Genomic DNA, 24,985 nt, shown 5'->3' with positions numbered 1-24,985 from the left:
GCTTGAGCCGGGGGAAGGGCCGGGGCACAAGTTTCTCCCATGAGCACAGAGCCGAGCCCCCATCGTCCTAACCTGCTGCCGGACCGCGCGATTGCCCCCCGGCTGTTTCAGGCGCTGCATGAGATGAGCTTCGATGGGGTGGGGATTACGCGGGAGGCTTATGGCCCGAAGGAGACCGCGGCGCATGCCCTGGTCCGCGCGGAAGCCGAGGCGCTCGGCCTCGCCATCCGCACCGACCATGCCGGCAACATGTATCTCACGCTCCGAGGGGCGGACCCGGCGCTGCCCCAGCTCGTCATCGGCAGCCATCTCGACAGCGTGAAGTCCGGCGGCAATTACGATGGCGCGGCCGGCGTGCTGGCGGGGCTTGCGGTGGTGGCCGGTCTCGCCCGCGCCGGCTTTCAGCCGCAGAGGGAGGTGACGGTGATGCTCATCCGCTCGGAAGAGGCGGGGTCCTGGTTCCCGGTGAGCTATGTCGGCAGCCGCGCCGCCCTCGGCCGCCTGCCGGCGGAGGCGCTGGACACGCCGCGCATGGATGACGGGCGAACGCTCGCCGACCATATGGCTGAGGAAGGCTTCGACCCGGATTCCGTGCGGGCGGGACAGCCGGCGCTGACACCGGCCGGGGTCGCAGCCTTCATCGAACTCCACATCGAGCAGGGACCGCTGCTGGACGAGGCCGAGATCCCCTTGGGCATCGTCACCGGCATTCCGGGCTCCCGCCGCTACCGCGCCGCCCGCGTCTTCGGCGAATACAACCATTCGGGCGCGACGCCCCGCCGGCTGCGGCGCGATGCCGCCATTGCGCTGGCCGAACTCGCCTATCGGCTGGACGCCGAATGGGCGAAGCTCGAGGCCGAGGGTCATGCACTCGTCTGCACCTTCTGCGTGCTGGCGACGGCGCCCGAGGCTGGCTTCACCCTCATCCCCGGCGAAGCCCATTTCCAGCTCGACATGCGGAGCGAGAGCCGCGCGAGCGTCGATCTGTTGCATGACGCGCTAATCCGTCTGGTGGGGGAGATCGAGCAGAGCCGCGGCGTGCGCTTCGACCTTGGCCCCGAGAGCGGCAGTGCGGCGAGCGCGATGGACCCCGTGATCCAGCAGGAACTTGGGCAGGCGGCCGAGGCGGCGGGCGTGCCCTACCGCCGCATGCTCTCGGGCGGCGGGCATGACACGGCGGCCTTCGCCCAGGCGGGCATTCCCGCCTGCTTGCTCTTCGTGCGCAACCAGCACGGCAGCCACAATCCGCGCGAGGCTATGCGGATGGAGGATTTCGACGCCGCCTGTGATGTCATCAGCCGCTGGGTGCTGGCGCGGGCAGGGTGACCCTGGCTTCTCAGCTTGATGACATCTGAACGAAGTCATAATATTTCGCTTGCAGTACGAATGTCCCTTCGGCGAACCTGACCGTCTCGGGAGGAGGCTCCTGCCACCGCATCGTCCGCGGGGGTCTCCATCATTCAAGCGGGGAGCAGGTCATGGGCCAAGGCGGTCAACTCATGCTGATCAACGCGACGGCGTATGATTGGCAGAAAACCCACCAGCATTCCTACCAGATGAAAAGCTGGTCATTTCTGGAAACCATCAAGGCGGGGCAGCACGCACCTGTCTATGTTGAGTGGGATGAGGGCGTCTTCAACACCAAAGCGGACGATGCGGGCGAAGTTGTCTATACACTCACGATCGATGGGAAAACGCGGTCCTTCGAGATCCAGGCGAGGGCGAGGGGTGGCTTCGGGCTCCAGGCAGTGTGGCGAGACCTGGTGCCCCAAGGCAAATCCACTGGCGACGTCACCAAGCTCGGCTGGCGTCATGATGGCGTAACACCCTTCATCCTCAGCGGGGGAAGCGAGGGTTTCGTCTGCAATGAAACGCCCGCCGACTGGATGCAGAAGAACCTGTCCTGGCTAGGCAGAAGAACGCTGCGTGAAATCTGCATGCCGGGCAGCCATGACGCGGGCATGAGCAAGCTTGTGGACGGAACCGCTTACGCGGTTCCGCAGACCACCCAGAATCAGACGCTGGATATCTACGCGCAACTCGTGAAAGGTGTGCGATATTTCGATATTCGTCCCATCATCGGCGGGGGCAATTTTCATACCGGGCACTATTCTCTTGTCCCGAAAATCGACAGTTGGCAGGGGGCACGCGGTCAATCGATCCAGGAGGTCATCGAAAACCTCAACAGGTTCACAAAAGATAACAAAGAACTCGTCATTCTGTCTCTCTCTCACGCGTACAATACCGATGTCGGCAGGGACTATACGGACTTCACTCAGGGCGAGTGGGACAGGCTGGTGGGCGAGTTGGAGAAGATCAACGATCGCTTCTTCTTCAAATCCGGGGAGCCTGCGGGTGACCTCACCCGGAAGTGTCTGCAGGACTACATCGGCGGCGGAAAAGCCTGCGTGCTTATCGTCGCCGATGCAGGCACGGGTGTGGATATCGGCCGCCATGGCGCCAAGGGTATTTACCCGGCGAGCCTTTTCCCGGTTTATGACCGCTATGCCGAGAAGCAAGATTTCGATGAAGTCATCGCCGACCAACTGCATAAAATGACAGAAGAAAGAAGCGCGCCTACTTCAATATTTTTTATCATTTCATGGACGCTGACTTTTGGAACATTGAGCACAATTGCAATCACAGCTTCAAAATTACTCCCCGGTCTTGGTGGCCCCTCTATCGCAATCGATGCCTTCGGCTGGGACCTAAGAGGGCAGGCCGCCAAGCTGAACGCCCTCTTGGTCGAGAAATTGTGGCCGAAGGTTACCAAACAGACCTTCCCCAACGTTCTTTACATGGACGAGGTTCGAGACACCGTTCCGACCGCCCTCGCCCTCGCCATCACCCGCAAGGCGGCGGCCGGCGTGTCATAAACGCGCGCCCCTCCCTCTCCGCCATCTTTGCCCTACATGAAGGGGGATGAGGGAGACCGGGGATGAGTGGGATGAGTGACAGCGAGGATCTGGGCAACGCCTGCACCGGCATCGCGCCGGTCGATCTGGACCGGATGCGGGAGGCCGCGCGCATCCTGGTGGCGGAAAAAGGGCTCGCCTTCCGCATGGGCAGCTTCCTGGGCGATCAGACGGAAGGCCTGGTGAACGCCGCCGGGCGCTTCCTGCTCAACAACAGCGCCTTCAGCGCCCGCAAGCTGGTCGAACTCAGCCTGGCGCGGCTCTATGACGCATCGACCCGCGGCATGGACACGGTGGCGCTGGCCGAGGAGGTGGCCGCCACCGCCGCCGGCCGCCGCCACAAGCTGCTCAGCACCATCAGCGGTGCAGCCACGGGCTTCATGGGCGTCCCCGGCATGGTGCTGGACATCCCGCTGACCACGGGCCTCATGCTGCGCTCCATCGCCGGCATCGCCCGCAGCTATGGCGAAGACCCGGAGACGGAGGAGGGCCGGCGCGCCTGCCTCGAGGTCTTCGCGCTCTCCGAGCATCGCGACGGACCCGAGGGCCAGGCGGGCTACTGGGCGGCGCGCGCCGCGCTTTCCAACCTCGCGATCGACGGCTTCCTGCGCCAGGTGGCGGCGACCCTCGGGCTCAATTTCAGCCGGAAATTCCTCTCGCGGCTGGTGCCCGTGGTGGGGGCTGCGACCGGCGGCGCCCTCAACTATGCCTTCATGGACTATTACCAGCAGATGGCGCGGGTGCATTTCACCCTCCGCGCGGTGGAGCGTCGCTATGATCCCGCCCAGGTGCGGGCCTGCATGGACCGGATGGTGGAGCAGGAGCGGGCGCGCCGCCAGACCCGTCCCCGCCGCGCGTCGGCCCCTCTGACGCAACTGCCCCCCATGCCGGCGGAGGTGAGCTGAGGCTGGCCGCTCGCTTGCATGGGCGCTGGTCGTTCATGCACGCGAAGGAGGACGCAGAATGGATCTCGGTCTTGCAGGCAAGAAGGCGCTCGTCACCGGTGGCACCAAGGGCATCGGCCGGGCCATCGCCGAATTGCTCGCAGCGGAAGGTGCCAAGGTCGCGCTCTGCGCGCGCAACGCCACCGAAGTGGCCGAGACGGTGGCGAAGCTCGGTGACGGCCACTTCGGTCAGGCGGTGGACGTCTCCGACCCCGAGGCGCTGACGGCCTTTGCCCAAGCGGCTGCCGAAGCCTTGGGCGGGCTCGACATTCTGGTGCCCAATGTCAGCGCGCTCGCCGTCTCGCGGGATGCCGCTGCCTGGAAGGCCGGCTTCGAGACCGACATCATGGGTACGGTGGGCCTCGTCGATGCCGCGATGCCCTGGCTGGAAAAGTCGGAGGCTGCCGCGATCGTCATCATCTCCAGCGTCTCGGGGCGAGAAGTGGATTTCGCGGCCGGCCCCTACGGCGCCTTCAAGGCCGCGCTGATTCATTATGCCCAGGGCCTCGCCTTCCAGCTGGCGCCGAAGAACATCCGGGCGAACACCGTGTCCCCCGGCAATACCTATTTCCCGGGCGGTGTCTGGGAGAAGATCGAGCGCGAGATGCCGGCGCTCTTTGCCGAGGCGCTCGCCCTCAACCCCACCGGCCGCATGGGCCGGCCGGAGGAGATGGCGCGGGCCGCCGTCTTCCTGGCGAGCCCCGCCGCGAGCTTCATCACCGGTACCAATCTGGTGGTGGATGGCGCGCTCACCCGCGGCGTGCAGTTCTGAGGCAGCAGGGCGCGGCAACCCCCGCGCCCTTCGTTTCGAACTAGTGTTGCGTCCAGCCGATGTAGCTGGCCACATTGTCCCGCGTGATCAGCTTCGGCGCCATCAGGGTGGTGCGCTGCGCCGGCGGCTTGCCGTTCATGATGTCGTAGCCGGTCTTCACGCCGATTTCGCCCATGGTGAAGGGGTCCTGTGAGGCGGAGGCCTGAATGGCGGATTGCGTCTTCAACTCCGCGACGATATCGGGCGCGCCGTCGACCGAGGTGATGACCAGTCCCTTGTCGCGGCCCGCTTGCTTCGCGGCGAGCTGCGTGCCGATCGCCTCGGGATCATTCGCCGTGAAGATGCCGTCGATCTTGGGATAGCGCACGAAATAGCCCTGCGCGATCGCGAAGCCGCCATCGCGGGAGCCCTTCGCGTTTTCGTTGTCGCTGAGAATCTTGATGTCGGGGTAGTGGCTCAGAACGCTATGGCAGCCGTTGACACGGTCGATGACGGCGGAGACCTGATCGGCGTTCTCGATGATGACGTCGCCCTTGTGGCCGATCGTGTCGGCCAGGAACTGGCAGGCGATTTCGCCGGCCTGCACGTTGTTCGTCTGTACCACGGCGTCCGCGCCTTCGGCGTTCACGTCGACACCGACGACGACGATGCCGGCGGCATGGGCGCGGGCGATCGCCGGCGCGATGGCATGCTGGTCGGCGGCGGTGACCAGGATCATGGACACGCCCTTGGCGATGAAGCTGTCGATCTGGTTGAACTGCTTGTTGAGATCGTAGTCGGAGGAGACGGTGGTGACCTGCACCTGCGGGTTGATCTTCTTGGCCTCGGCCTCGGCGCCCTTCACCAGCGCCACGTAATAGGGATTGCCGAGCGAGCCCACGCTGATGCCGATCGAGGTGAGGTCTTTCGCGGAGGCGTCAGGGCTGCGGGCTGCAAGCGCCAGACAGGCGGCACCGGCGGCAAGCAGGGTCTTCTTCAACATCGGGTCGTTCCTCAGGGCCGGTTGTTTATCCGCGACGAGCCGGGCCCTTTCGGGCCGCCGCGTTCGCTCCTTTGCCCGGCGCAGCCGGGGCGGCAGAGCGGCGATGGATCGCGATGGTTGTGTCCGCATGGCGGGGGGACAGCCGGTCCGCCATGACCAGGCGCGCGGCCCCCAGCAGGCCCGCATCCGGCCCCGCCTCGGCGCGCAGGATGCGCAACTGCCGGATAGCGAGCGGAAGCGATCGGGCATGGACCTCGGCGCGGATGCCGGAGAGCAGGATTTCGCCTGCTTCCGCGAGTGTGCCGCCGATGACGATGGCGCTCGGGTTGAGAATGCTGACGGCGCTGGCGATGACCGCGCCGAACACCCGGCCGGCGCGATGCAGCGCCGCCTCGGCCTTCGCCTCGCCCGCCTTCACCAGGCCGACCACGTCGCGCGCGGTTTCGGCAGTAAAGCCTTCGGCCCGTAGATCACGGGCAAGGGCCCAGCCGGCGGCATGGGCTTCGAGACAGCCGAGCTTGCCGCAGCGGCAGGCCGGCCCCGCCGAGCTGGCGATCTGGATGTGGCCGATATCGCCGGATGCGCCCTGCGCGCCGCGATAGAGCCGGCCGTCGGCGATGAGGCCGCTGCCGATGCCGGTGCCTGCTTTGACGAAGAGGATGGGTTCTGCCTCCAGCCGCCCGGCCGCGGCCTCCGCGAGCGTCAGCAGATTGACGTCGTTTTCCACCACCACCGGCGCGCCGAGATGGGCGCAGAGGCAATCGCAGATGTCGAAATCATCCCAGCCGGGCATGACGGAGGGGCCGACCACCCGGCCCGCCGTGTGGTCCACCGGTGCGGGCAGGCCGAGGCCGACGCCGAGCACGCGCGGGCCATCCTCGGCGACCTCACCGAGCAGGCGGCGGAACTCGATGGCGAGCAGATCGAGCGTCGCGATGGGGCCGGCGGCGAGGTCTATCGGCAGGGTGCGGGTGGCCCGCACGGCCGGGGTCAGATCGGTCACCGCGAGGCGCGCATGGGTTTCGCCGATGTCGGCGGCGAGGATAAGCGCGGCGGTCGGTGCCACCGTCAGCAGGCGAGAGGGGCGGCCACCGCTCTGCCGCCGTTCGTCGCCTTCCACGATCAACCCATCCGCCAGAAGCTGGGCCAGAAGCTGGGTCACCGTCGTGCGCGACAGGCCGGTGCGGGCCGCGAGGTCGGCGCGCGATCGCGCGTCCCCAGCGGCGATCAGGGACAGCAGCAGCCCGGCGCCACTCGGCGCCGATGCCGCGTCTCTTTCACCCAGCATGGCCGTTGATCCGCCTCAGGGTGCTGCGCAAGGCGCCGTTCTCGGCGAGGTCGAGGTAGCTCCGGTACAGCGGGCGATAGGCGGCGTGGCGCGTCGCGTCCGGGTGGTAGGTCTGCGCCTCCCGCGCGCCGAAGCGCGCCGCACCCTCGGCGAAGGAGGGGACGACCCCGCCCGCGACGGCGCCGTGGATCGCCGCGCCCACGGCCGTCGGGTGCGCGATGAGCGGCACGGCGATCTCGCGCCCCAGAACATCCGCCATCGTCTGCACCAGGAAGGGATTGGCCTCGGCGAGGCCGCTGGTGAGGAGCAGGCGGTCGATGGTCAGGCCGCCCGCCGTGAGACGGTCCATGATGTGATGCGCGCCGAAGCACAGCCCGTCGATGAGCGAGCGGTAGATGCCGGCGGCCGTGCTGCCCATGGTCAGCCCGGCGATCAGACCGGCGAGGCCGGAATCCGCATAGGGCACGCGGTTTCCGCTCCACCAATCCAGGGTGAGGAGACCGTTCTGGCCAGGGGCGAGGCGCGCCGCTTCGGCATTGTAGAGCGCGAAATTGCGGCTGAGATCGGCATCGCGGGGAAAGGTGCGCACGAACCAGGCCAGCATGTCGCCAAAGCCCGCTTGGCCCGCTTCGTAGCACCAGAGGTCGGGCAGCACGGCGCCATGTGCCACGGCCTCGAGCCCGGGTGGCAGAGGCTGCGGCGTCTTCCCGAGCAGCAGATAGGCCGCGGAGGTGCCGAGCGCGCCGACCCACACCCCAGGTTGCACGGCGCCCACGGCCGGCAGAACGACGTGAGAGTCGATCACCGCGACCGCCACCACCGCTTCGCCCGTGATGCCCGTGCGTCTGCGCCAGGCATCGTTCAGCCGGCCGCAGGCCGTGCCCACGGCAGCCGGGGGTGCCAGCCGCTCGGCCAGGCCCGGCACGACATGGGCCGGGTATCCCCGGTCCGGCGTGTACTGCGCCTTATAGGCGGCGAAATCCCGGCTGCGGCTCTCTTGGCCCGTCAACTGCCAGGTCAGCCAATCGCCCGCTTCGATGAAACGCGCCGTCTCACCCCAGAGGTCAGGCGCCTCCGCCGCGATCTGCGCGGCCTTGGGCAGCAGCCACTCGCCGGACAGCCGCCCGCCGCAGTCGGCGAGAAAGGCGCCGCCTTCGGCATTGATGGCATCCGCATAGCTTTGCGCCGCGGCATGCTTCCACAGCTTCACATAGGCATGGGGCGTGTCTGGATGGCGGAGCGACAGCGGCGTGCCGTCCACTGCCGCCGGCAGGGGCGAACTCGCGGTGAAATCGAGTCCGATCGCGGCGACGTCTTGCCCGGCCGCGATGCGGCGCAGGATGGTCTCGGCCGCCTCCAGATAGTCGGGCGCGTTCTGCAAGGCGTAATGGGCCGGGAGGGGCGCGCCGTTCGGCAGTTGCGCCGTCATCACCCCGTGGCGGTAGCGCTCCGTATGATGGGCATCGACCCGGCCTGTCGCGATGTCGATGCGCACGCCACGCGCGGATTCGGTTCCGAAATCAAGACCGATGATGCTGCGCGATGCCATTTCGCCCCGTGAGCGCTTCGTCCCGCGCGGCCACCTGCATGGGCGGCCGCTTCCTTGGACCGAAGGCTAGCGGGCAGGCGGAAGGGCTGCAAGAGGTTTTGACCAAATTTGGTCAAAACCTCTCCTGGGCGCCGAAACCGGGTCAGATTTGGCCGTCGGCCGGCAGCAGGGTCACGCTCCATTGCAGCGCACGCTCGGTGCCGGGGGGCAGGATCATCATGCCGGGCTTCTCCATCAGGTCGCCGGCAAAGCCCTCCGGGCTCGCATAGCCGTGCCAGGGCTCGATGCAGAGGAAATCGCCGCTGCCGCCCGGCTTGGTCCAGACGCCGAGCTGCTCGAAGCCTTCCCAGGCGACTTCCAGCACGGGCGTGTCGCGGCCGGAGAAGCGGACGGAACGGCTCTGCAGCTCGGTGAAGACCAGGGCGTCCTCCGCAAAAAGGTCCGGATGCAGCGGCAGCACGCGGTCCTGCACGGGGGAGGGGTGGGTCGCCTGCGTCAGCAGGCCGCCCGCCACGCCATGGATCGGCGCGGGCTCATCGCGCGCGAAGCGCAGCTCGTGCGCCTCCTTCGGCACGCCGGGCAGGATGGGCCAGGCGAAGGCGGGATGGGCGCCGAGGGCTGCCGGCATCGGCCCATCGCCCGTGTTGCGCAGGGTGTAGCGAAGGGTGAGCGTCGCCCCCTCCAGCGCATAGGAGAGGGTGAGGCGGAAGGCGTAAGGGTAGAGCTGCCGGGTCTCGGCGTCGTCGGTCAGCACCAGGCTGCAGGCGCCGCTCTCCCGCGTCTCCCAAGCAAAGCGCCGATCGCGCGCGAAGCCGTGTTGGGTCAGCCGGTAGGTCTGTCCCTTATGCGTGTAGCTGTCCCCGGCCAGGCGGCCGACGATGGGAAACAGCACGGGAGAATGGCGCGGCCAGGCAGGGCCCGCCTGCCACAGATACTCCTGCCCGGCCGCGTCGCGCAGCGAGGAGAGTTCCGCGCCGCGCGCGGTCACGGTCGCGCTCAGCGTTCCGTTCGAAAGCGCGTGACGGTCGTCGTCGGTGGCGGTCATGGCTCGCTCCTGTCTGATCGGCTTTGAAGATAGGGGCAGGCCGGCCCGCCTGGAAGCATCGCGGGCACGCGATCCCGCTTGACGGACCCCCGGGGGCTTGTGCGAGATTTGCGGTGAACAGGAGTTTTCCCTTGTCTCGCCTCGACAGACATTCGCTGTCTCCCGCTGCACTGGCGCTGCTCTGCCGCCCGGTCTCCGGCCCTCCTTAGGGTCTCTTCCTTCCTCTCACGACGATATGCGGTGCGCGCCTTCGCGCGCGCCAGAGACAGGATTCGACCCGATAGGAGATCGTCATGACGGATCTGCGCGAATGGTTCGCGGAACATCATGTCACGGAAGTGGAATGTCTTGTGCCGGACATCACTGGCATTCCGCGCGGCAAGATCACGCCCGCGCAAAAATTCCTCGATGGCGGCGCGCTGCGCCTGCCGGAAGCCATCTTCATCCAGTCCGTGACCGGCGAATATCCGCCGGATGAGGACGACAAGCTGACCGACCCCGCGATCATCGACATCACGCTGCGCGCGGATGCGAGCACGGTGCGTCTGGTGCCCTGGGGGCGGGAGCCCACGGCCCAGATCATCCATGATTGCCACTACAAGAACGGCGATCCGGTGCCGATGGCGCCGCGCCAGGTGCTACAGCGCGTGCTGCAGCTCTACAAGGATCGCGGCTGGGAGCCGATCCTCGCGCCGGAACTGGAATTCTACCTCGTCGGGCGCAACACCGACCCGGATTACCCGCTGACGCCGCCCGTGGGCCGCTCCGGCCGCAAGGAGACGGGGCGCCAGTCCTACTCCGTCGATGCGGTGAACGAGTTCGATCCGCTCTTCGAGGAAATGTATGATTTCTGCGAGGCGCAGGAACTTGACCTCGACACCCTCATTCACGAAGAGGGCGCGGGCCAGGTGGAGATCAACTTCCTGCATGGAGAACCGCTGACGCGGGCCGATCAGGTCTTCCTCTTCAAGCGCACGGTGCGTGAAGTGGCCCTGCGGCACGACATCTACGCCACCTTCATGGCCAAGCCCATGAGCCATGAGCCAGGCAGCGCGATGCATGTGCATCAGAGCATCGTCGATCCCGAGACCAAGAAGAACCTCTTCGCGGGCGAGGACGGCAAGGCCAGCAAGCTGTTCCGCAACTATCTCGCAGGTCTGCAGAAATACACGCCGGCGGTGATGCCCATCCTGGCGCCGAATGTGAATTCCTATCGCCGGCTCTCGCGCTTCTCGAACGCGCCGATCAACCTCGAATGGGGGTACGACAACCGCACTTGCGGTCTGCGCGTGCCCTTCGGCTCGCCGGCCGCCATGCGCGTGGAAAACCGCGTGCCGGGGGCGGATGCCAATCCCTACCTCGCCTTCGCGGCAACCCTCGCCTGCGGCTATCTCGGCATGGTGGAAGGGCTGGAACCGACCGCGCCTTACGAAGGCTCGGCCTATTCCATGCCCTATGCCCTGCCGCGCGAACTGTCCCACGCGCTCGATCTCATGGAGGAGTGCCAGCCCCTGAGGGACATCCTGGGCGGCAAGATGATCGACGTGCTGGTGGCCGTGAAGAAGCTCGAATACGAAACCTTCCTGCACGTCATCAGCTCCTGGGAACGCGAGCATCTGCTGCTGAACGTATGAGCTTCGATCCGGCGGATAAGGGGGAACGGCCGGCCCCGAGCTATTACGAGGCGACGCGGCGCGTCGCGCTCGAAACCGAGAGGCTGCAGGGCGATCTGCGGGTTGACGTCGCCATCATCGGCGGCGGCATCACCGGCTGTTCGGCGGCGCTGGAACTCGCAGAGCGCGGCCTGTCGGTCGCGCTCCTCGAGGCGCGGGACATCGGCTGGGGCGCCTCCGGCCGCAACGGCGGCCAGGTGCTGCCCGGCTTCGCGGCGGGGCAGGGGACGCTCACCCGCCTCGTTGGCGCGGAGGATGCCCGTCGGCTGTGGGACATGTCCTTGGAAGCGACGGCGCTCGTCGAAGAGCGGGTGCGGCGCTTCGCGATCCCCTGCGGCTATACCAAGGGCTATCTTCATGCCGCGGTGAAGCCGCGGCATGAGCGGGAGTTGGAAGAAGAGGTCGAGGCTCTCGGCCGCCTCGGAGTCACTGGCGCCGAGGTGCTGCGCGGGGAGGCGATGCGCGCGCATATCGCCACCACGCGCTACCGCGCGGTGATGACCGATCCCCTCTCGGCCCATCTGCATCCGCTCAACTACACCCTGGGTCTCGGCCTCGCCGCCCAGCAGGCGGGGGCGCGGCTCTTCTCGCGCGCCGCGGTGACGGCGGTGGAGCAGGGGCCGGTTCTGCGTCTGCGCACGGCCTCGGGCACCGTCACCGCCGATACGCTGCTGCTCTCCGGCGGCGCCTATCTCGGACGGCTATGGCCGGAGGTCGCGGGCTACGTCATGCCCGTCGGCACCTATGTCATCGCGACCGAGCCGCGGGCCGACGTCGCGCGGCTGCTGCCGCAGAACGAGGCGGTGGCCGATCTCAACTTCGTGCTGGACTACTTCCGCCGGTCGGAGGACGACCGCCTGCTCTTCGGCGGCCGCGTGTCCTATTCCTCGGTGCCGCCGCCGCGTTTGGCTGCCTCCATGCTCGCCCGCATGCGCGCAGTCTTTCCCCAGATCGGGGATGCGCGGGCGGAGTTCACCTGGGGGGGCTTGGTTGACATCACCCGCCACCGCGCGCCGCATTTCGGCAGGCTGGCGCCGAACGTCCTCATGGCGCAGGGCTTTTCAGGCCATGGCGTAGCGCTCGCCGGGCTCGCCGGGCGGGTCTTGGCGGAAGCGGCGGCGGGCCAGGCCGGCCGCTTCGACGTCTTCGCCCGCATCCCCCAGGCGCGCTTCCCGGGCGGGCGCAGCTTCCGCCTGCCGGCCCTGGTCCTGGCCACCTCCTACTACCGCCTGCGCGACCTGCTGTAACGGTTCTCTCGCAGCCGGCCGCACGGTCTCGGACACAAAAAGCTTGCGCGCGGCCCTCCACCGCCCGCAAGCTTTCCGATGTCTGATCAAGCAAATGGTGCAGTGATGAAACATGTCGGGTGGCTTGCCATTTTTCCCCTCATCGGCATGTTTCTAGGGCCGATATGCCATAACGCCTCCACCCCGTTTATTCTGGGCATGCCCTTCATTCTGGGCTGGATTTCAGTGTGGATCGTCATCACATCCGCGGTGATGGCGGTGATCTACTGGCTCGATCCCGTGCGGGGACGGTCGGACGAGGAGAAGGTCCGATGAACGTCGCCCTCCTTCTCATTGCACTCGGCGCGATCCTCGCCCTTGGGCTCGGCCTCGCGGCGCGGCACGGCCATGCCATGAAGCTGGAGGAATGGACCGTCGGCAACCGAGGCTTCGGCGGCGTTCTGGTTTTTCTTCTCCTGGCCGGCGAGATCTACACGACCTTCACCTTCCTCGGGGCCTCCGGCTACGCATACGGTCTCGGCGCGCCTGCCTATTACATCCTCGTCTACGGCACCGTCGCCTACGTTCTCTCCTATTTCATGCTTCCGCCGGTGTGGCGCTATGCCCGGGCACGGCACCTCGTCTCCCAGCCGGATTTCTTCGCGGCGAAATTCCAAAGCCCTGGGCTTGGGCTTCTCGTGGCGCTGGTCGGCATCGTCGCCCTCATCCCCTATCTCGTCCTGCAATTCACCGGACTCGGTATCATCGTCGAAGTGGCGAGCTACGGTAGTATTCCGAAAAGCGCCGCGGTCATCACCGGCGCTATCGTGGTGGCACTTTATGTCGTGGTCTCCGGCATCCGCGGATCGGCTTGGACTGCAGTCGTGAAGGATGTCGCCATCATTGCCCTTGCAGTCTTCATCGGCCTCTATCTGCCGATCCATTACCATGGCGGCATCTCGGCGATGTTCACGGAGCTTGACCACGCAAAGCCTGGATTCCTGTCCTTCCCACCCACCGGCAAAAGCCTCTCCTGGTTCATCTCCACGGTGGTGCTCACGGCGCTCGGCTTCTTCATGTGGCCCCACTACTTCGTGGCGAGCTTCACCGCCCGTAGCGCCGATGTCTTTCGCAAGAATGCCGTCGTGCTGCCGCTCTATCAGCTGGTGCTGCTCTTCATCTTCTTCGTCGGCTTCTCGGCTGTTCTGGTGGTACCGGGCCTGAAGGGCGCTGCCACCAACATGGCGCTGCTGAAAATCTCCGTCGCGGCCTTTCCGCCCTGGTTCGTCGGCATCATCGGCGCCACCGGCGTCCTCACCGCTCTCGTGCCGGGCTCGCAGATCATGATGACGGGCGCGACCCTCTGCGCGCGCAACCTGATCGCTGTCGCCCGGCCTGCTCAGACGGACGCGCAGACCGCGCTCATCGCCAAATGCCTCGTGCCGGTGATCGGCGTCGTCGCGGTCTATTTCGCGATTGCCGGAAGCTCCACCATCGTCGCCCTGCTGCTCATGGGTTATGGCTTCGTGACGCAGCTCTTCCCGGCGCTGATGGCGAGCCTGATGCCGCGCAACCCAGTGACGAAGCAGGGCGCGGCCGCCGGCATCATTGCGGGCGTTGTAGCGGTCGCCTATTTCACCCACGAGAACACGACGGTCGCGACCCTGCTGCCCCATGCGCCGGAAGTGATCCGGGATCTCAACGTCGGTGCGGCAGCGCTGCTGCTCAACCTCGTCGTCATGGTGGCGGTCAGTCTCGCAACCCAAAGCCTGCGGCGGCAGGTGCCTGCCGCTTGATACGCGGTCGCGCGATGCAGGATCGAAATGATCTTGTCGGCCGCGCGAAACGCGCCGATCATCGGGGGAGCCCAGCCTGCGGCCCTGCGCCGCTCACCCCCGAGGCGCGATGTCAGACACCAGCCCTCCTCACCTCATCTATCACCCGACCGTCTTCGACGTGGAGGATTTGAGCCAGGCCAAGGAGATCATCCTCACCAATGAGGGGCCTGGTTGCGAAACCGAGGTACGCTGGGCGCGGGAGACCCCCTATCTCGGCGCCCTCATCGGCCAGGAACTCGCCCTCACGCCCGATAGTCTGGTTCTGGATTATGGCTGCGGCGTCGGACGCTTGGCGAAGCAGTTGATTGATGTCTATGGCTGCGCGGTGATCGGCGCCGACATCAGCCCGAGGATGCGCGCGCTCGCGCTCGACTACGTCGGCAGCGACCGGTTTGCGGCCGTCGATCCCGGGCAATTGCAGCGCCTGTGCGACAAGGGCCTGCGCGTCGACGCGGCCTTCTCCGTCTGGGTGCTGCAGCATTGCCTCACGCCGGCTGAGGATATCGCCCGCATTCGGGCAAGCCTCTGTGCCGATGGCCGGCTCTTCGTCGCCAATATGGATGCGCGGGCCATCCCGGTGCGCCGGCCGGACCAGTCGGAACTCATCTGGGTCTCCGATGGGCTGGATATCTGGTCCCTGCTGGGTGGCGCCTTCGCGCCGGTCGCCACCGGCCAGTTCGATCCGGACCTCTGCCCTTCGCCCGCCCACCTGGGCACCACCGCCTGGCGGACCTACCGGCAGGGCGCCGGTTGACGTCGGGCCGCGGCTGGCTCAGCCGCCGTAGCGGCTGAGCGTCGCGCGCAGCGGGTCGGCGCCCGGATTGTTCGCCAGCATCTGCACCGTGATCTGCTGGGCGTTGAAGGGCTGGCCATAATAGGCCTGGTTGGAGGAGGTATCGGGCGACAGCACCGAGCCCTCGAGCGAGACACCGGCGAAGAGCCCGCTGGTGCGCGCAAAGGTCACGAAGTCAGCGCGCAGATGGGTGGTGGTGCCGCCGCCGATGCCGGCACCGACCGTCGCGACCGCGAGGGAGGCATCGCCGCCGAACTTGAAGTGGTTGCGCAGCACGGCACCCAGCGCCCGGTCGTTCATGATCATGACCACAAGCTCCGCGCTCTGCACGCCGATCTGGGCACCGAAGCTGCCGCTGCCCATGGAATAGAAGGCGGGGTCGGACCATGAGCCGCCGGCGGCGCGGGCTATCAGCACGCAATTGCCGCCCGATCCGCCGATCAGGAAGCCCGCCTTGAACATCTGCGGGCAGAGGATCACGGCTCGTGCGCTGCGCAGCGTGTCGATCACGCTCGAGGATTGGGTGCTGTTCAGCACGTCCTGCAGCGCAAGCGTCGAGCGGTCGACGATCTCCTGCTGCGCCTGTGGCCCGCTGCCCGTGGCGCAGCCGCTCATCAGCGGGGCGACAGCCAGCAGGGCGGCCCCGATCAGCATGTTTCTCAAGCGCATGGTGGCCTCTCCTCTTGCTTCGTCTTAGCTGTCCATCGTGTCGGCCTAGCCGCGCCCGGTGTCAAAAACGTGACGCCTAGAAGGCAGGGACGCCTGCCATGGTCTCGTTGGCGGCGAGCACGCGCCAAGCATCGCCCCGGCGTTCGAGTCGCGTGAGGGAAATATTGCCGACGGTGAAGCGCAGCGCCGGCTCCGCGCCGATGCCGAGCGCATGGGCCATGGCGGCGCGGATGGTGCCGCCGTGGCAGACGATGACGAGATCCTCCCCCGCATGGCCGCGCGCCAGCCGCTCGATGATGGCGCCAACCCGGCCGATCACGTCTTCGAAGCTCTCGCCCCCTTCGGGTCGCTCGGCATGGGAGGTCGGCCAGAAATCATGCTTCGGCAGGGCGAGCCGCGCGCTCAGCTCCGCGTTCTCCGTGCCCTGCAGCGCGCCGAAGGACTGTTCGATCATCCCGGCCTCCACCGCGAGCGGCTGCGCTGGGTAGCCGCCCGCGAAGATCGCCTCCGCCGTCAGGCGGGTGCGGGAGAGGGGGGTGACGAACCAGCGCGCGGGCTGGGGCAGCCGCTGGCCGAGTTCCGCATAGGCCGCCGCCTGCGTCCGCATGGTGGCGGCGCAGACCGGCACGTCCTGATCGCCGTAGAGCCGCAGCCGCGCCTCCGCGTCCACCAGGGCATGGCGGATGAGCCAGAAGCGGGTGCTCGTCATAGGCGGGTCTTTCGTAGAAGGGTCATTCGCCGATGGCGACGAGGGCGCCGCGCCGCCGCGCGGACTGGAACTGCCAGGCGAAGAGCAGGGCGGCGATGGCGAGCCAGACCAGGTTGAGGCCCACGGCCGCGGCCATCTCGCCGAGTGGCGCCCGTCCCTCCAGCAGCACGGCGCGCATGCCTTCGAAGACATGGGTGCCCGGGATCGCGTGGGAGATCGGCTGCAGCCAGGCCGGCAGTGTCGAGACCGGGTAATAGACCGCGGCGAGCGGGGTGAGGCCGAAGAGCAGGGACCAGGCCAGCGCCTCCGCCCCCGCGCCGTAGCGCAGGATGAGCGACACGATGCCGAGGGCGACGGCCCAGCCCATCAGCATGAGATTGGCGAAGAAGAGAACCAGGATGGGGCCGAGGGTGAAGAGGTTGAAGGCATAGAGCGCCCAGGCCACCAGGATGGCCGGCAGCACGCCGGCCAGCGTGCGGGCGAGGGCGACGCCCACGAGACCGGCGATCAGCTCCCAGGGTCGCAATGGGCTGATGAAGATATGGCCGAGATTGCGGGACCACAGCTCTTCCATGAAGCTGATGGCGACGCCCATCTGGCTGCGGATGCAGATCTCCCACAGCAGCACGCCGCCGAGCAGCGTGGTCGCGGCCAGCGCCAGGCCGTGATGGCCGCCGCCTGCCGCCGTGCCGAAGCCGCTGCCGGAGATGAAGCGCGCGGTGAACCCCCAGATGCACATCTGCAGGATCGGCCAATAGGCGAGTTCGACGAGGCGCGGCCAGGAGCGGCGGTAGAGGCAGAGGTGCCGATACATCAGCCCCCAGATGCGGCGAAGCGAGGCCATCACGAGGTCGTCTCCGCCGCCGCTGCGGAAGCGGCATGGCCGCGGCCGCGCGCGATGTCGAGGAAGACTTCCTCCATCGTTTCGCGGTCGTAGCGCTCGCGTAGCGCGTCCGGGCTGCCCTCGGCGACGATGCGGCCCTTGCGCATCATCAGTACGTGGTCGCAGAGCCGTTCCACCTCGCCCATGTTGTGGGAGGCGATGAGCATCGAGCAGCCGGACTGCGCGCGGTAGCGCTCCAGCCAGCTGCGCACCAGATCGCCGGTGTCGGGGTCGAGGCTCGCCGTCGGCTCGTCCAGCAGCAAAACGTCGGGGCGGTTGATGAGGGACTTGGCGAGCGCCACGCGCGTCTTCTGCCCGGCGGAGAGTTCACCCGCCGGTCGGTCGAGGAAACCGCCGAGGTCGAGTTCCTCCGACAGCTGGGCGATTCGCGTATCTGCTTTGGGTACGCCGTAGAGATGCGCATAGACCCGCAGGTTTTCCCGCACCGTGATGCGGCTGGGCAGCGCGATGTAGGGGGAGGAGAAGTTCATCCGCGCCAGGGCCGCGAACCGGTCCCGCGCCATGTCATGGCCCAGAATCTCGATCCGTCCCGAGGTCGGCAGAAGGAGCCCGAGCATCATCGAGATCGTCGTCGTCTTGCCCGCCCCATTGCCGCCGAGCAGCCCGACCGTCTGCCCCTGCGCAATCGTGAAGCCGATATTGTCGACGGCAAGCGTTGTGGCGTAACGCTTGCTGAGGGCTTGCACGCGCACCGTGTTCATGGGTCCCTCTCTGCCGGGCCGTCGCCTGTCTGTCGAGCCCCCCGCAGGCGGATGGAACAGATGCGACGCGGCTGCGGCACGCCGATGCCGGGATTTTGACCACAGGATTGCCTGACGAACTGAAAGACGCCTGCCCACCGATGAAGCTGACCTTCAAGCCCGCGCCCGGCCGCCTGCCGCCCGATCTTCGCATCTATGCCATCGGCGACGTCCATGGCTGTGACGAGGCCCATGCGGCGATCTTCGATCGCATCGCGGTGGATTATGCGGCGCGGCCGGTGGAGGAGGTGGTCATCGTCCATATGGGCGATCTCATCGACCGCGGCCCGAACAGCGCCGCCGTTCTCGCGCGCATTGCCCAAGGCCCGCCCATTCCTGGCGAGATGGTCAATCTGCGCGGCAATCACGAAGATCTCTGCCTCACGGCAATCGACGGCGGCGGGGAGACCGCCTCCCTCTGGCGCCGCAACGGGGGAGAAGCCTGCCTCGCCGACTGGGGCGTGCCGAAGAAGACCCCGGTGGTGCAGTGGGAGCGGCACATCCCGCCCGAGCAGCTCGCGGTCATCCGGCACCAGCGCATCTTTTATCGGCGCGGCGGCTACTTCTTCGCCCATGCCGGGTTGCGCCCGGGCGTGCCGATGATGGAGCAGGACCCGCACGATCTCGTCTGGATCAGGGAGCCCTTCCTCTCCTGGCCCCATCCGCATGAGGCGATCGTCGTGCACGGCCATACGCCGAAGAAGACGCCGATCCTGCGCATCAACCGCATCGGCATCGACACCGGCGCCGTCTATGGCGGGAAGCTCACCTGTCTCGTGCTGGAGGAAGACCGGATGGCCTTCATCCAGGTGCCGGGCCCTAAGAAGCCCCGGAAGTAGCGGCCTCCAGCACCGCCGCCAGGTTGCGGGCATGCACTGCCGCGTAGGGCGCGAAGGGATGCAGCGCGCCGCGCGCCAGGTCCTCGGCGATCCAGTCGGCGAGCGGCAGGGCGGCGAGCGCCGGATCGCGCGGAGCCGAGAGCAATCGCGACACGTACCGATGCGTCGCGTCGAGGAAGTTTCGCGCATAGCCGCCGGCGGCAATCACCGCCTCCGCCCCATGATCGGGCAGGATGCGCGTGAAGGAGAGGGTGGCCAGCCGGTCGATCTCGGCCAGATGCGTGGCGAGGCGCCCGGGCTCGGCGACATAGGTGATCGGGTCTTCCAGCGTGTCCCCGGCGAAGAGCAGGCTGGCATCGGCGAGGCGCATCACCGTGCCGTCCTCGCTATGGATGTCCATCCGGTGCAGCTCCACCCGGCGGGTGCCGACCATCAGATCCAGCCGGTCGTCGAAGAGGCGCGTGGGCATCACCAGCGGCCGGATCGGCGGCTCCGCCGCTTCCATGGTGGCCCGGTTCTCGGCCAGCAGTTCTGCCGTCCGCCGATTGGCGATGATCTCGCAATCGGCGAAGACCGCGTTGCCGGCAACATGGTCGTCATGCCAATGGCTGAGCACGACGCGAATGTGCCGGGCGCCGCGCGTCTCCACCGCGGCCCGGATGCGGCGCGCATGGTCGAGCGAGACATGGGTGTCGTAGACCAGCGCCTCATCGCCATCGAGGATGGCATAGGTGCAGATGCCAAGCTCGTAGGCTCCGTCATCCAGCCAGTTCGGCGCCTCCGACCACAGCCGCTTGCCCGCAATCCGCCCGTCATAGAAGCCGAGCACGCCCGGCGCGGGCTCCAGAATCCGCATCGTCTCGGAGAGGTCGCGGGTCATCACCAAGGCTCCATCCGGTCCCAGGCGGTCAGCATCAGCACGTCGTGGTTGCCGGCCCAGCCGCGCTCCATATAGCCCAGGATGCGGACGCCCTCGATCGTGCTCGCCATGGCGACGGCAGTGGAAGCCTTGACGAGTGAGACGCCGTAATCCGGCGTATCGGGGTAGGGCGCATAGCCCCATCCGCTTGCCTCACAACCGGCTAGCATACGCTGCCACTCCCGGTCACCGATCATCGCGCCGTAGGACCGCTGCACCTCCCGGCTCCATTGTCCGTGCAAGGTTGCGATGACGACGCCATGGCGGTTGAGACTGCGACAGAGATGGGCCAGCCAGGCAGTGGCACGGCTCGCATCGACATGGGTGAAGAGCGAGCCGATCCAGATCAGGTCATAAGGCGCGCCGAGATCGACCTGGGTGAGGTCGGGCTGGGAATGCAGGGCCATGCCAGCAAACTGGGCAGCACAGAAATCGGCGCCGTCCGTGTCGATGTCGGCGAAGGTGATGGCAGCGTTGGGGAAGGCGGCGCGGAGATGCCGCGCCACGCGTCCATGGCCGCACGGCAGGTCGAGGATGCGTTTCGGCTCCGCCATCGCGCTGGTCGCGAGCGCGCGAAAGACGGCGCGGATGGCGTCTACCCCGACCGAGAAATACCAGTCGGGGCCGCTATTATACATGTGGTCTCGCGGCGAGACCGTCTTGTCGATCTCGACTTTGAAATAGGCCTCTTCGATTGCAGCGACCCGGACATAGCGCAACGCCGTCTCCTCAGGGCAAAAGGGCCAGTCTTTCTGTCAGCAGGTCATAGAAGCCCTGGGCGTCGACATCGCGCATGTAGAGCGCATTCGGTGGCCGGTCGGTCACGCGCCAGTAGTCGGCAACCGTCATGCCGAGCGTCAGCGGGCTTGCGGTCTCCACCTCGACATTGATGTGCCGGCCCTGAAAGAGATCGGGCCGCAGGAGATAGGCCGTCACGCAGGGGTCGTGCAGCGGCGGCCCCTCCGCGCCGTATTTGTCCAGATCGAACCCCCCTGAGAAGGCGATCATCTCGGCCGTCGCCTGGGCGGCGCGGGTCGGCACCGCGCGGATCGCCTCCAGCCGGGCCGGCGTCGTCTGCACCTGATGCGTCACGTCCAGCGGCAGCAGGGTAATCGGAATGCCGCTCGCCAGCACGATGGCCGCGGCCGTGGGATCGACATAGATGTTGAACTCGGCCGCCGGCGTGATGTTGCCCACTTCGAAATAGGCGCCGCCCATGGCGACGATCTCGCGTATGCGGGGGGCGATGTCCGGCGCCTTGATCAGCGCCATGGCGATGTTCGTCATGGGCCCGAGGACGCAGAGGGTGATCTCTCCGGCGGCCTCCGCGCGCAACCTGTCCACCAGGAAATCGACGCCGTGCTGCGTCTGCAGCGGCATCGTGGGCTCCGGCAGATCCGGCCCGTTCAGGCCGGTCGCGCCATGCACATGCTCGGCGGTGACGAGCGGGCGCGCGGCCATGGGTCCCGCGCAGCCGGCATAGACCGGAATGTCCGGACGGCCAGCGAGTTCGCAGATCTTGCGCGCGTTCTTGGAGGTGAGGGTGACGGGCACGTTGCCGCCCACCGCGACGATCGCCTCCACCGTGATCTCGGCGGGCGAGGCGAGGGCGAGCAGGATGGCAATCGCGTCGTCCTGGCCCGGGTCTGTGTCGAAGATCACGCGTTTGGTCATGGGATTCCTCGGTCTCGGGCGGAAAGGTCAGCCGTCGCGCATCTCGGTCGAGCCGAGCAGCGCCCCGCCCCGGAAGCGGGCACTGATCCATATGCCGAGGACGGTGGCAAGGTAGGGAAGCATCAACACGAAGTCGCGCGGGGCGCGCTCGCCGAAGACGAGCTGGGCCTTGATGCCGAGATAATCGACGAGGGCGAAGAAGAGGGCGGCGAAGGTGGCACCCACCGGGTGGCCCGCGCCGAAGATGACGGCGGAGAAGGCCATGAAGCCGCGCCCCGCCGTCATGCCGACGCTGAAGATCTGCAGGCCGCCGAGGGAGAGTTCGGCGCCGCCGAGGCCCGCCAGCACGCCGCCGAGGAGCAGCGCCATCAGCCGCATGCGCGCCGGGTCGGCGCCGACGCTGCGGGCGGCGAAGGGGTGCTCGCCGGCGGCGGCGAGACGCAGGCCGAAGCGCGTGCGGCGGCACAGCACCCAGACTCCGAAGACGACGACCGGCATGGCGAGGACGACGGCGTCCAGCACGCCGAAGGGGCCGAAGCCGGGGCCGAGGCTCGGGATGCCGGCCGGCGCCGTCACGGCGGCCTCTGACCCATAGACGGCCTGGACCGCGAAATCCGTGCCGCCGAGGCCGAGGCCGGTGAGGCCGAGCCCGGCGATGATGGCATTGGCGCGCAGCTTCTCGATGACGAACCAGAGGAGCGCCGAGAGCAGCACGGCGAAAGCGACGGCGGCGGCGAGGCCGAGGGCCACCGATCCGGTCTGCGCCACGACGACCACGGCCGCGCAGGCCCCGGTGATCATCAGCCCCTCGAGGCCGAGATTCCACACGCCGGCGCGCTGGGCGAGCACGCCGGCCAGCGCCACGTAGATCATCGGCGTGCCGGTGCGCAGGACGGAGACGAGAAGGTCGATCATCGCGCGCGCTTCCGCCACTGTGGCCGCGCCGTGATGAAGAGGGCGATCGCCGCATTCACCATGTCGATCGCGGCGGCCGGCAGGCCCGCGATCACCGGCAAATAGAGGCTGGCCGAGGCGAGGCCGCCGAAGAAGAGGGCGACGATCACGCTGCCGGAGACGGAGAGATTGGCGACGAGGGCGATCAGCACGGCGGTGAAGCCATGTGCGGGCGAGAAGCCGGAGACGAGTCGCCCATCCGGCCCCAACACCTCCATCGCGCCTGCGAGGCCGGCCGTCGCACCACTGAAGACGAAAGCCCCGAGGCCGAGGCGGGAGAGGCGCGCGCCCTGCCAGGTCACCATCACCGGGTTGCGCCCGGCGAGCCCCCCCAGCACGCCGAAGGCGGTGCGGTTGACGAGCAGCCAGGTGACGAGACCCACGATAAGGGTCAGCCCCAGAATCCAGCCTGAGACGCCGCTGTCATTGCTGATGCGGATGGCGGCGGCCACCGGCTTGCTCGACGTCACCTGGCCGCTGCCCGCCGGGTCCTTCAATGGCCCGCTCGTCACCCAGACCAGGAAGAGGCCGGCGATGAAATTGCCCATCAGCGTGGTGATGACCTCGTCGGTGCCGGAGCGGATGCGGAGCCAGCCGGGCCACAGCGCCCAGACTCCGCCGGCGGCGAGGCCGCCGAGGAGGGCCGCGAGGGTGACCAGCAGCGGCGGCAGGCCAGGCAGCAGGGTGACGGCGACCGTCGCGCCGATCGCGCCCATGTAGAACTGTCCCTGCGTGCCGACGTTGAAATAGCCGCAACGGAAGGCGACCAGCACGCCGCAGGCCGAGATGAAGAGCGGGCAGGCCCAGCGCAGATCGTGGCCGAGTGCGCCGTCGGAGAGGAAGGCACCCTGCAGGATGGCCGCGAACATGTCGGGCGCGGAGAAGCCGGCGATTTCGAAGAGCGCGCCGCAGAGGATGAGTGCCAGGGCGACGAAGGCGACGGCGCGGCCCACGGCAAGGAGACCGGCGCTCATGCGGGGCCACCCACCATGGCGGCGCCGACTGGCCCGAGGTCGTAGGGCGGGCGGAACGTGCCGGCCACGCGGCCGCCTTGTAGCACCACCAGCCGGTCGGCGATGTCGAACAGCTCGTCCAGATCCGAGGAGATCAGAATGAGGCCGAGGCCGCGGTCGCGTGCCTCGCGCATCGCCTGCCAGACGAAGGCGGTGGCGCCGAGGTCGAGGCCGCGCGTCGGCTGAGCCAGGATGATGAGCCGCGCCGCGGCGTCGATCTCGCGGGCGAGAATGACCTTCTGGGCGTTGCCGCCGGAGAGGGCGCGCGCCGGCTGGTCGGCGCTGGTGAACCGCACGTCCCAGCGGCGGAAGGCCTCGTCCGCGGCCCGGCGCAGGGCACGCGGCCGGATCAGGGACAGCGCCGACCCTTCGAGCAGCCCGCGTGCCGCCCAGTTTTCCCATAAGGGGCTGGTCAGGCTCAGCCCCTCCGTGTTGCGTTCGAAGGGGATGATGCGCAGCCCGCGCCGCCGCCGCTCGGCGAGCGGCAGGCCCGTCACCTCCGCACCGTCCAGGGTGATGCGCCCGGCGGTGAGCGGCACGAGACCGGCCAAGGCCTCGACCAGCGGACGCTGGCCGTTTCCCTCCACCCCGGCGATGCCGATGATCTCCCCCGCCGCCACCCGCAGCGTCACGCCGTGCAGTTCTTGCCCGTCCGCCGCCGGCCGGGTGGAGACGCCGTCGAGCGTCGCCACCATCTGCGCACCAACTTCCGCATGCACCACGCCATGCGGCACACCCGCGCCCACCAGCGCCGCCAGATCCTCCGCACCGGTCTGGCCCGCCACGGTTTCGGGAGGGGTGCTGCCGATGATCGCGCGGGCGAGGGCGTCCGGCGTCGTCGTCCGCGCCTCGTCCGTCGCCGCGATCAGGCGGCCGCCGCGCAGCACCGAGACGGTATCGGCGACGGCCAGCACCTCGCGGATCTTGTGCAGGATGACGAGGATGGTGACACCCCCGTCGCACAGCCGCCGCAGGCGCGCGAAGAGCGCATCGGCCGCGGCCGGCGCGAGGACGGCGGTGGGCTCGTCCAGGATCAGCACGCGGGCCTCGCCCGCCAGGGCGCGGGCAATCTCCACCGCCTGCTGCGTCTCGACCGGCAGGTCACGGATCCGGGTGGAGGGCTTCGCCTCTACCCCGAGGGTCGCGAGATGCGACCGCCAGCGGTCTTCCAGGCGCCGGCGCGTGTAGAGGCCGCCGGGCGCGCCGGCGCGGCCGAACTCCATGGCCTCGGCGATGGTAAAGGAGGGCGGCAGCGCAAAGCTCTGATGCACCAGCTCCACGCCGGCGGCGCGCGCCGCTTGTACCTGCCTCCCGCGCAGGCGCTGACCGCCGACCGCGATGGTGCCGGCGGAGGGCGCGACCAGGCCCGCGCAGGCGCGGGCGAAGGTCGTCTTGCCGGCGCCGTTCTGGCCGCAGACGGCATGGATGCGCCGGGGTGCGAAGGCGAGGCTCACCTCGGCGAGCGCCGTGAAATCCCCGAAGCGGACGGTCAAGCCGGAGCAGGCGAGAGCCGCCCCGGCCTCTGCGGCGTCGTGCATG

Annotated in this window: 24 protein-coding genes; 10 read left to right on the top strand and 14 right to left on the bottom strand. The window is 67.9% G+C overall.

What is annotated here, in order from left to right:
* Nucleotides 1–39: 39 nt before the first annotated feature.
* The 4 genes from ACYQ6W_RS18790 (at nucleotide 40) to ACYQ6W_RS18775 (ending at nucleotide 4,631) form a co-directional block, all read left to right on the top strand.
* Entirely contained in the window at nucleotides 40–1,326 is a 1,287-nt protein-coding gene (locus tag ACYQ6W_RS18790; RefSeq protein WP_459677482.1) for a Zn-dependent hydrolase, read from the top strand.
* 173 nt (nucleotides 1,327–1,499) lie between these two features.
* On the top strand, nucleotides 1,500–2,876 hold the full coding sequence (locus tag ACYQ6W_RS18785; protein WP_459677481.1) for a PI-PLC domain-containing protein: 1,377 nt from the start codon (nucleotides 1,500–1,502) through the stop codon (nucleotides 2,874–2,876).
* A 71-nt stretch (nucleotides 2,877–2,947) separates the two neighbouring features.
* Nucleotides 2,948–3,820 (top strand): EcsC family protein, encoded by an 873-nt coding sequence (locus tag ACYQ6W_RS18780; protein ID WP_459677479.1) that lies wholly within the window; start codon nucleotides 2,948–2,950, stop codon nucleotides 3,818–3,820.
* Between the two features lie 58 nt (nucleotides 3,821–3,878).
* On the top strand, nucleotides 3,879–4,631 hold the full coding sequence (locus ACYQ6W_RS18775; protein ID WP_459677478.1) for an SDR family NAD(P)-dependent oxidoreductase: 753 nt from the start codon (nucleotides 3,879–3,881) through the stop codon (nucleotides 4,629–4,631).
* A gap of 40 nt (nucleotides 4,632–4,671) precedes the next feature.
* Here the strand turns inward: ACYQ6W_RS18775 and ACYQ6W_RS18770 are convergent, their stop codons facing one another.
* The 4 genes from ACYQ6W_RS18770 to ACYQ6W_RS18755 all read right to left on the bottom strand — a co-directional run bounded on the left by ACYQ6W_RS18770 (nucleotide 4,672) and on the right by ACYQ6W_RS18755 (nucleotide 9,495).
* Entirely contained in the window at nucleotides 4,672–5,613 is a 942-nt protein-coding gene (locus ACYQ6W_RS18770) for an ABC transporter substrate-binding protein (protein WP_459677477.1), read from the bottom strand.
* 25 nt (nucleotides 5,614–5,638) lie between these two features.
* Nucleotides 5,639–6,901 carry an ROK family transcriptional regulator gene (locus ACYQ6W_RS18765; RefSeq protein ID WP_459677475.1) on the bottom strand — a complete coding sequence of 421 codons (1,263 nt, stop codon included), beginning with the start codon at nucleotides 6,899–6,901 and terminating at the stop codon, nucleotides 5,639–5,641.
* Nucleotides 6,891–8,450, bottom strand: coding sequence for an FGGY-family carbohydrate kinase (locus tag ACYQ6W_RS18760; RefSeq protein WP_459677474.1), 1,560 nt, complete (start codon nucleotides 8,448–8,450; stop codon nucleotides 6,891–6,893). Before ACYQ6W_RS18760 ends, ACYQ6W_RS18765 begins: the two co-directional genes overlap by 11 nt.
* Nucleotides 8,451–8,592: 142 nt before the next feature.
* Nucleotides 8,593–9,495 (bottom strand): aldose 1-epimerase family protein, encoded by a 903-nt coding sequence (locus tag ACYQ6W_RS18755; RefSeq protein ID WP_459677473.1) that lies wholly within the window; start codon nucleotides 9,493–9,495, stop codon nucleotides 8,593–8,595.
* A 293-nt stretch (nucleotides 9,496–9,788) separates the two neighbouring features.
* Between ACYQ6W_RS18755 and ACYQ6W_RS18750 the strand changes: the two genes are divergently transcribed.
* From ACYQ6W_RS18750 to ACYQ6W_RS18730, 5 genes are all read left to right on the top strand, one after another.
* Nucleotides 9,789–11,129, top strand: a complete 1,341-nt coding sequence (locus tag ACYQ6W_RS18750) for a glutamine synthetase family protein (RefSeq protein ID WP_459677471.1) — start codon at nucleotides 9,789–9,791, stop codon at nucleotides 11,127–11,129.
* Nucleotides 11,126–12,415, top strand: coding sequence for an NAD(P)/FAD-dependent oxidoreductase (locus ACYQ6W_RS18745; protein ID WP_459677470.1), 1,290 nt, complete (start codon nucleotides 11,126–11,128; stop codon nucleotides 12,413–12,415). The genes ACYQ6W_RS18750 and ACYQ6W_RS18745 overlap by 4 nt, the downstream gene beginning before the upstream one ends.
* A gap of 78 nt (nucleotides 12,416–12,493) precedes the next feature.
* Entirely contained in the window at nucleotides 12,494–12,730 is a 237-nt protein-coding gene (locus tag ACYQ6W_RS18740) for a DUF3311 domain-containing protein (protein ID WP_459677469.1), read from the top strand.
* The gene (locus ACYQ6W_RS18735) at nucleotides 12,727–14,190 is read left to right on the top strand and encodes a sodium:solute symporter family protein (protein WP_459677468.1); all 1,464 of its coding nucleotides are present in this window, start codon (nucleotides 12,727–12,729) and stop codon (nucleotides 14,188–14,190) included. The genes ACYQ6W_RS18740 and ACYQ6W_RS18735 overlap by 4 nt, the downstream gene beginning before the upstream one ends.
* A gap of 109 nt (nucleotides 14,191–14,299) precedes the next feature.
* Nucleotides 14,300–14,986 (top strand): class I SAM-dependent methyltransferase, encoded by a 687-nt coding sequence (locus tag ACYQ6W_RS18730; protein ID WP_459677466.1) that lies wholly within the window; start codon nucleotides 14,300–14,302, stop codon nucleotides 14,984–14,986.
* 18 nt (nucleotides 14,987–15,004) lie between these two features.
* Here the strand turns inward: ACYQ6W_RS18730 and ACYQ6W_RS18725 are convergent, their stop codons facing one another.
* The 4 genes from ACYQ6W_RS18725 to ACYQ6W_RS18710 all read right to left on the bottom strand — a co-directional run bounded on the left by ACYQ6W_RS18725 (nucleotide 15,005) and on the right by ACYQ6W_RS18710 (nucleotide 18,008).
* Complete coding sequence (locus ACYQ6W_RS18725) at nucleotides 15,005–15,694, bottom strand: lipid-binding SYLF domain-containing protein (RefSeq protein ID WP_459677464.1); 690 nt, start codon at nucleotides 15,692–15,694, stop codon at nucleotides 15,005–15,007.
* A 76-nt stretch (nucleotides 15,695–15,770) separates the two neighbouring features.
* Nucleotides 15,771–16,403 (bottom strand): histidine phosphatase family protein, encoded by a 633-nt coding sequence (locus ACYQ6W_RS18720; protein ID WP_459677463.1) that lies wholly within the window; start codon nucleotides 16,401–16,403, stop codon nucleotides 15,771–15,773.
* Nucleotides 16,404–16,425: 22 nt separating this feature from the next.
* Complete coding sequence (locus tag ACYQ6W_RS18715; protein ID WP_459677461.1) at nucleotides 16,426–17,247, bottom strand: ABC transporter permease; 822 nt, start codon at nucleotides 17,245–17,247, stop codon at nucleotides 16,426–16,428.
* On the bottom strand, nucleotides 17,247–18,008 hold the full coding sequence (locus tag ACYQ6W_RS18710; protein WP_459677460.1) for an ABC transporter ATP-binding protein: 762 nt from the start codon (nucleotides 18,006–18,008) through the stop codon (nucleotides 17,247–17,249). The genes ACYQ6W_RS18715 and ACYQ6W_RS18710 overlap by 1 nt, the downstream gene beginning before the upstream one ends.
* A gap of 140 nt (nucleotides 18,009–18,148) precedes the next feature.
* On the opposite strand from ACYQ6W_RS18710, the gene ACYQ6W_RS18705 reads away from it, so the two are divergent.
* Entirely contained in the window at nucleotides 18,149–18,886 is a 738-nt protein-coding gene (locus ACYQ6W_RS18705) for a metallophosphoesterase family protein (protein WP_459677459.1), read from the top strand.
* Here ACYQ6W_RS18705 and ACYQ6W_RS18700 read toward each other — a convergent pair.
* The 6 genes from ACYQ6W_RS18700 to ACYQ6W_RS18675 are packed head-to-tail and all read right to left on the bottom strand — an operon-like array spanning nucleotide 18,867 to nucleotide 24,984.
* Nucleotides 18,867–19,766: an MBL fold metallo-hydrolase gene (locus ACYQ6W_RS18700; protein WP_459677456.1), complete on the bottom strand. Its 900-nt coding sequence runs from the start codon at nucleotides 19,764–19,766 to the stop codon at nucleotides 18,867–18,869. The genes ACYQ6W_RS18705 and ACYQ6W_RS18700 overlap by 20 nt on opposite strands.
* On the bottom strand, nucleotides 19,766–20,524 hold the full coding sequence (locus tag ACYQ6W_RS18695; RefSeq protein ID WP_459677455.1) for a class I SAM-dependent methyltransferase: 759 nt from the start codon (nucleotides 20,522–20,524) through the stop codon (nucleotides 19,766–19,768). The genes ACYQ6W_RS18700 and ACYQ6W_RS18695 overlap by 1 nt, the downstream gene beginning before the upstream one ends.
* A gap of 10 nt (nucleotides 20,525–20,534) precedes the next feature.
* Nucleotides 20,535–21,479, bottom strand: coding sequence for a nucleoside hydrolase (locus tag ACYQ6W_RS18690; RefSeq protein ID WP_459677454.1), 945 nt, complete (start codon nucleotides 21,477–21,479; stop codon nucleotides 20,535–20,537).
* 27 nt (nucleotides 21,480–21,506) lie between these two features.
* Nucleotides 21,507–22,394, bottom strand: a complete 888-nt coding sequence (locus ACYQ6W_RS18685) for an ABC transporter permease (RefSeq protein ID WP_459677453.1) — start codon at nucleotides 22,392–22,394, stop codon at nucleotides 21,507–21,509.
* Nucleotides 22,391–23,407: an ABC transporter permease gene (locus ACYQ6W_RS18680; RefSeq protein WP_459677452.1), complete on the bottom strand. Its 1,017-nt coding sequence runs from the start codon at nucleotides 23,405–23,407 to the stop codon at nucleotides 22,391–22,393. Before ACYQ6W_RS18680 ends, ACYQ6W_RS18685 begins: the two co-directional genes overlap by 4 nt.
* Nucleotides 23,404–24,984, bottom strand: coding sequence for an ABC transporter ATP-binding protein (locus ACYQ6W_RS18675; protein WP_459677449.1), 1,581 nt, complete (start codon nucleotides 24,982–24,984; stop codon nucleotides 23,404–23,406). Before ACYQ6W_RS18675 ends, ACYQ6W_RS18680 begins: the two co-directional genes overlap by 4 nt.
* Nucleotide 24,985 lies beyond the last annotated feature (1 nt).

The organism is Acidisoma sp. 7E03, from assembly GCF_054665075.1.
This window is presented reverse-complemented; position numbering and strand designations above follow the sequence as displayed.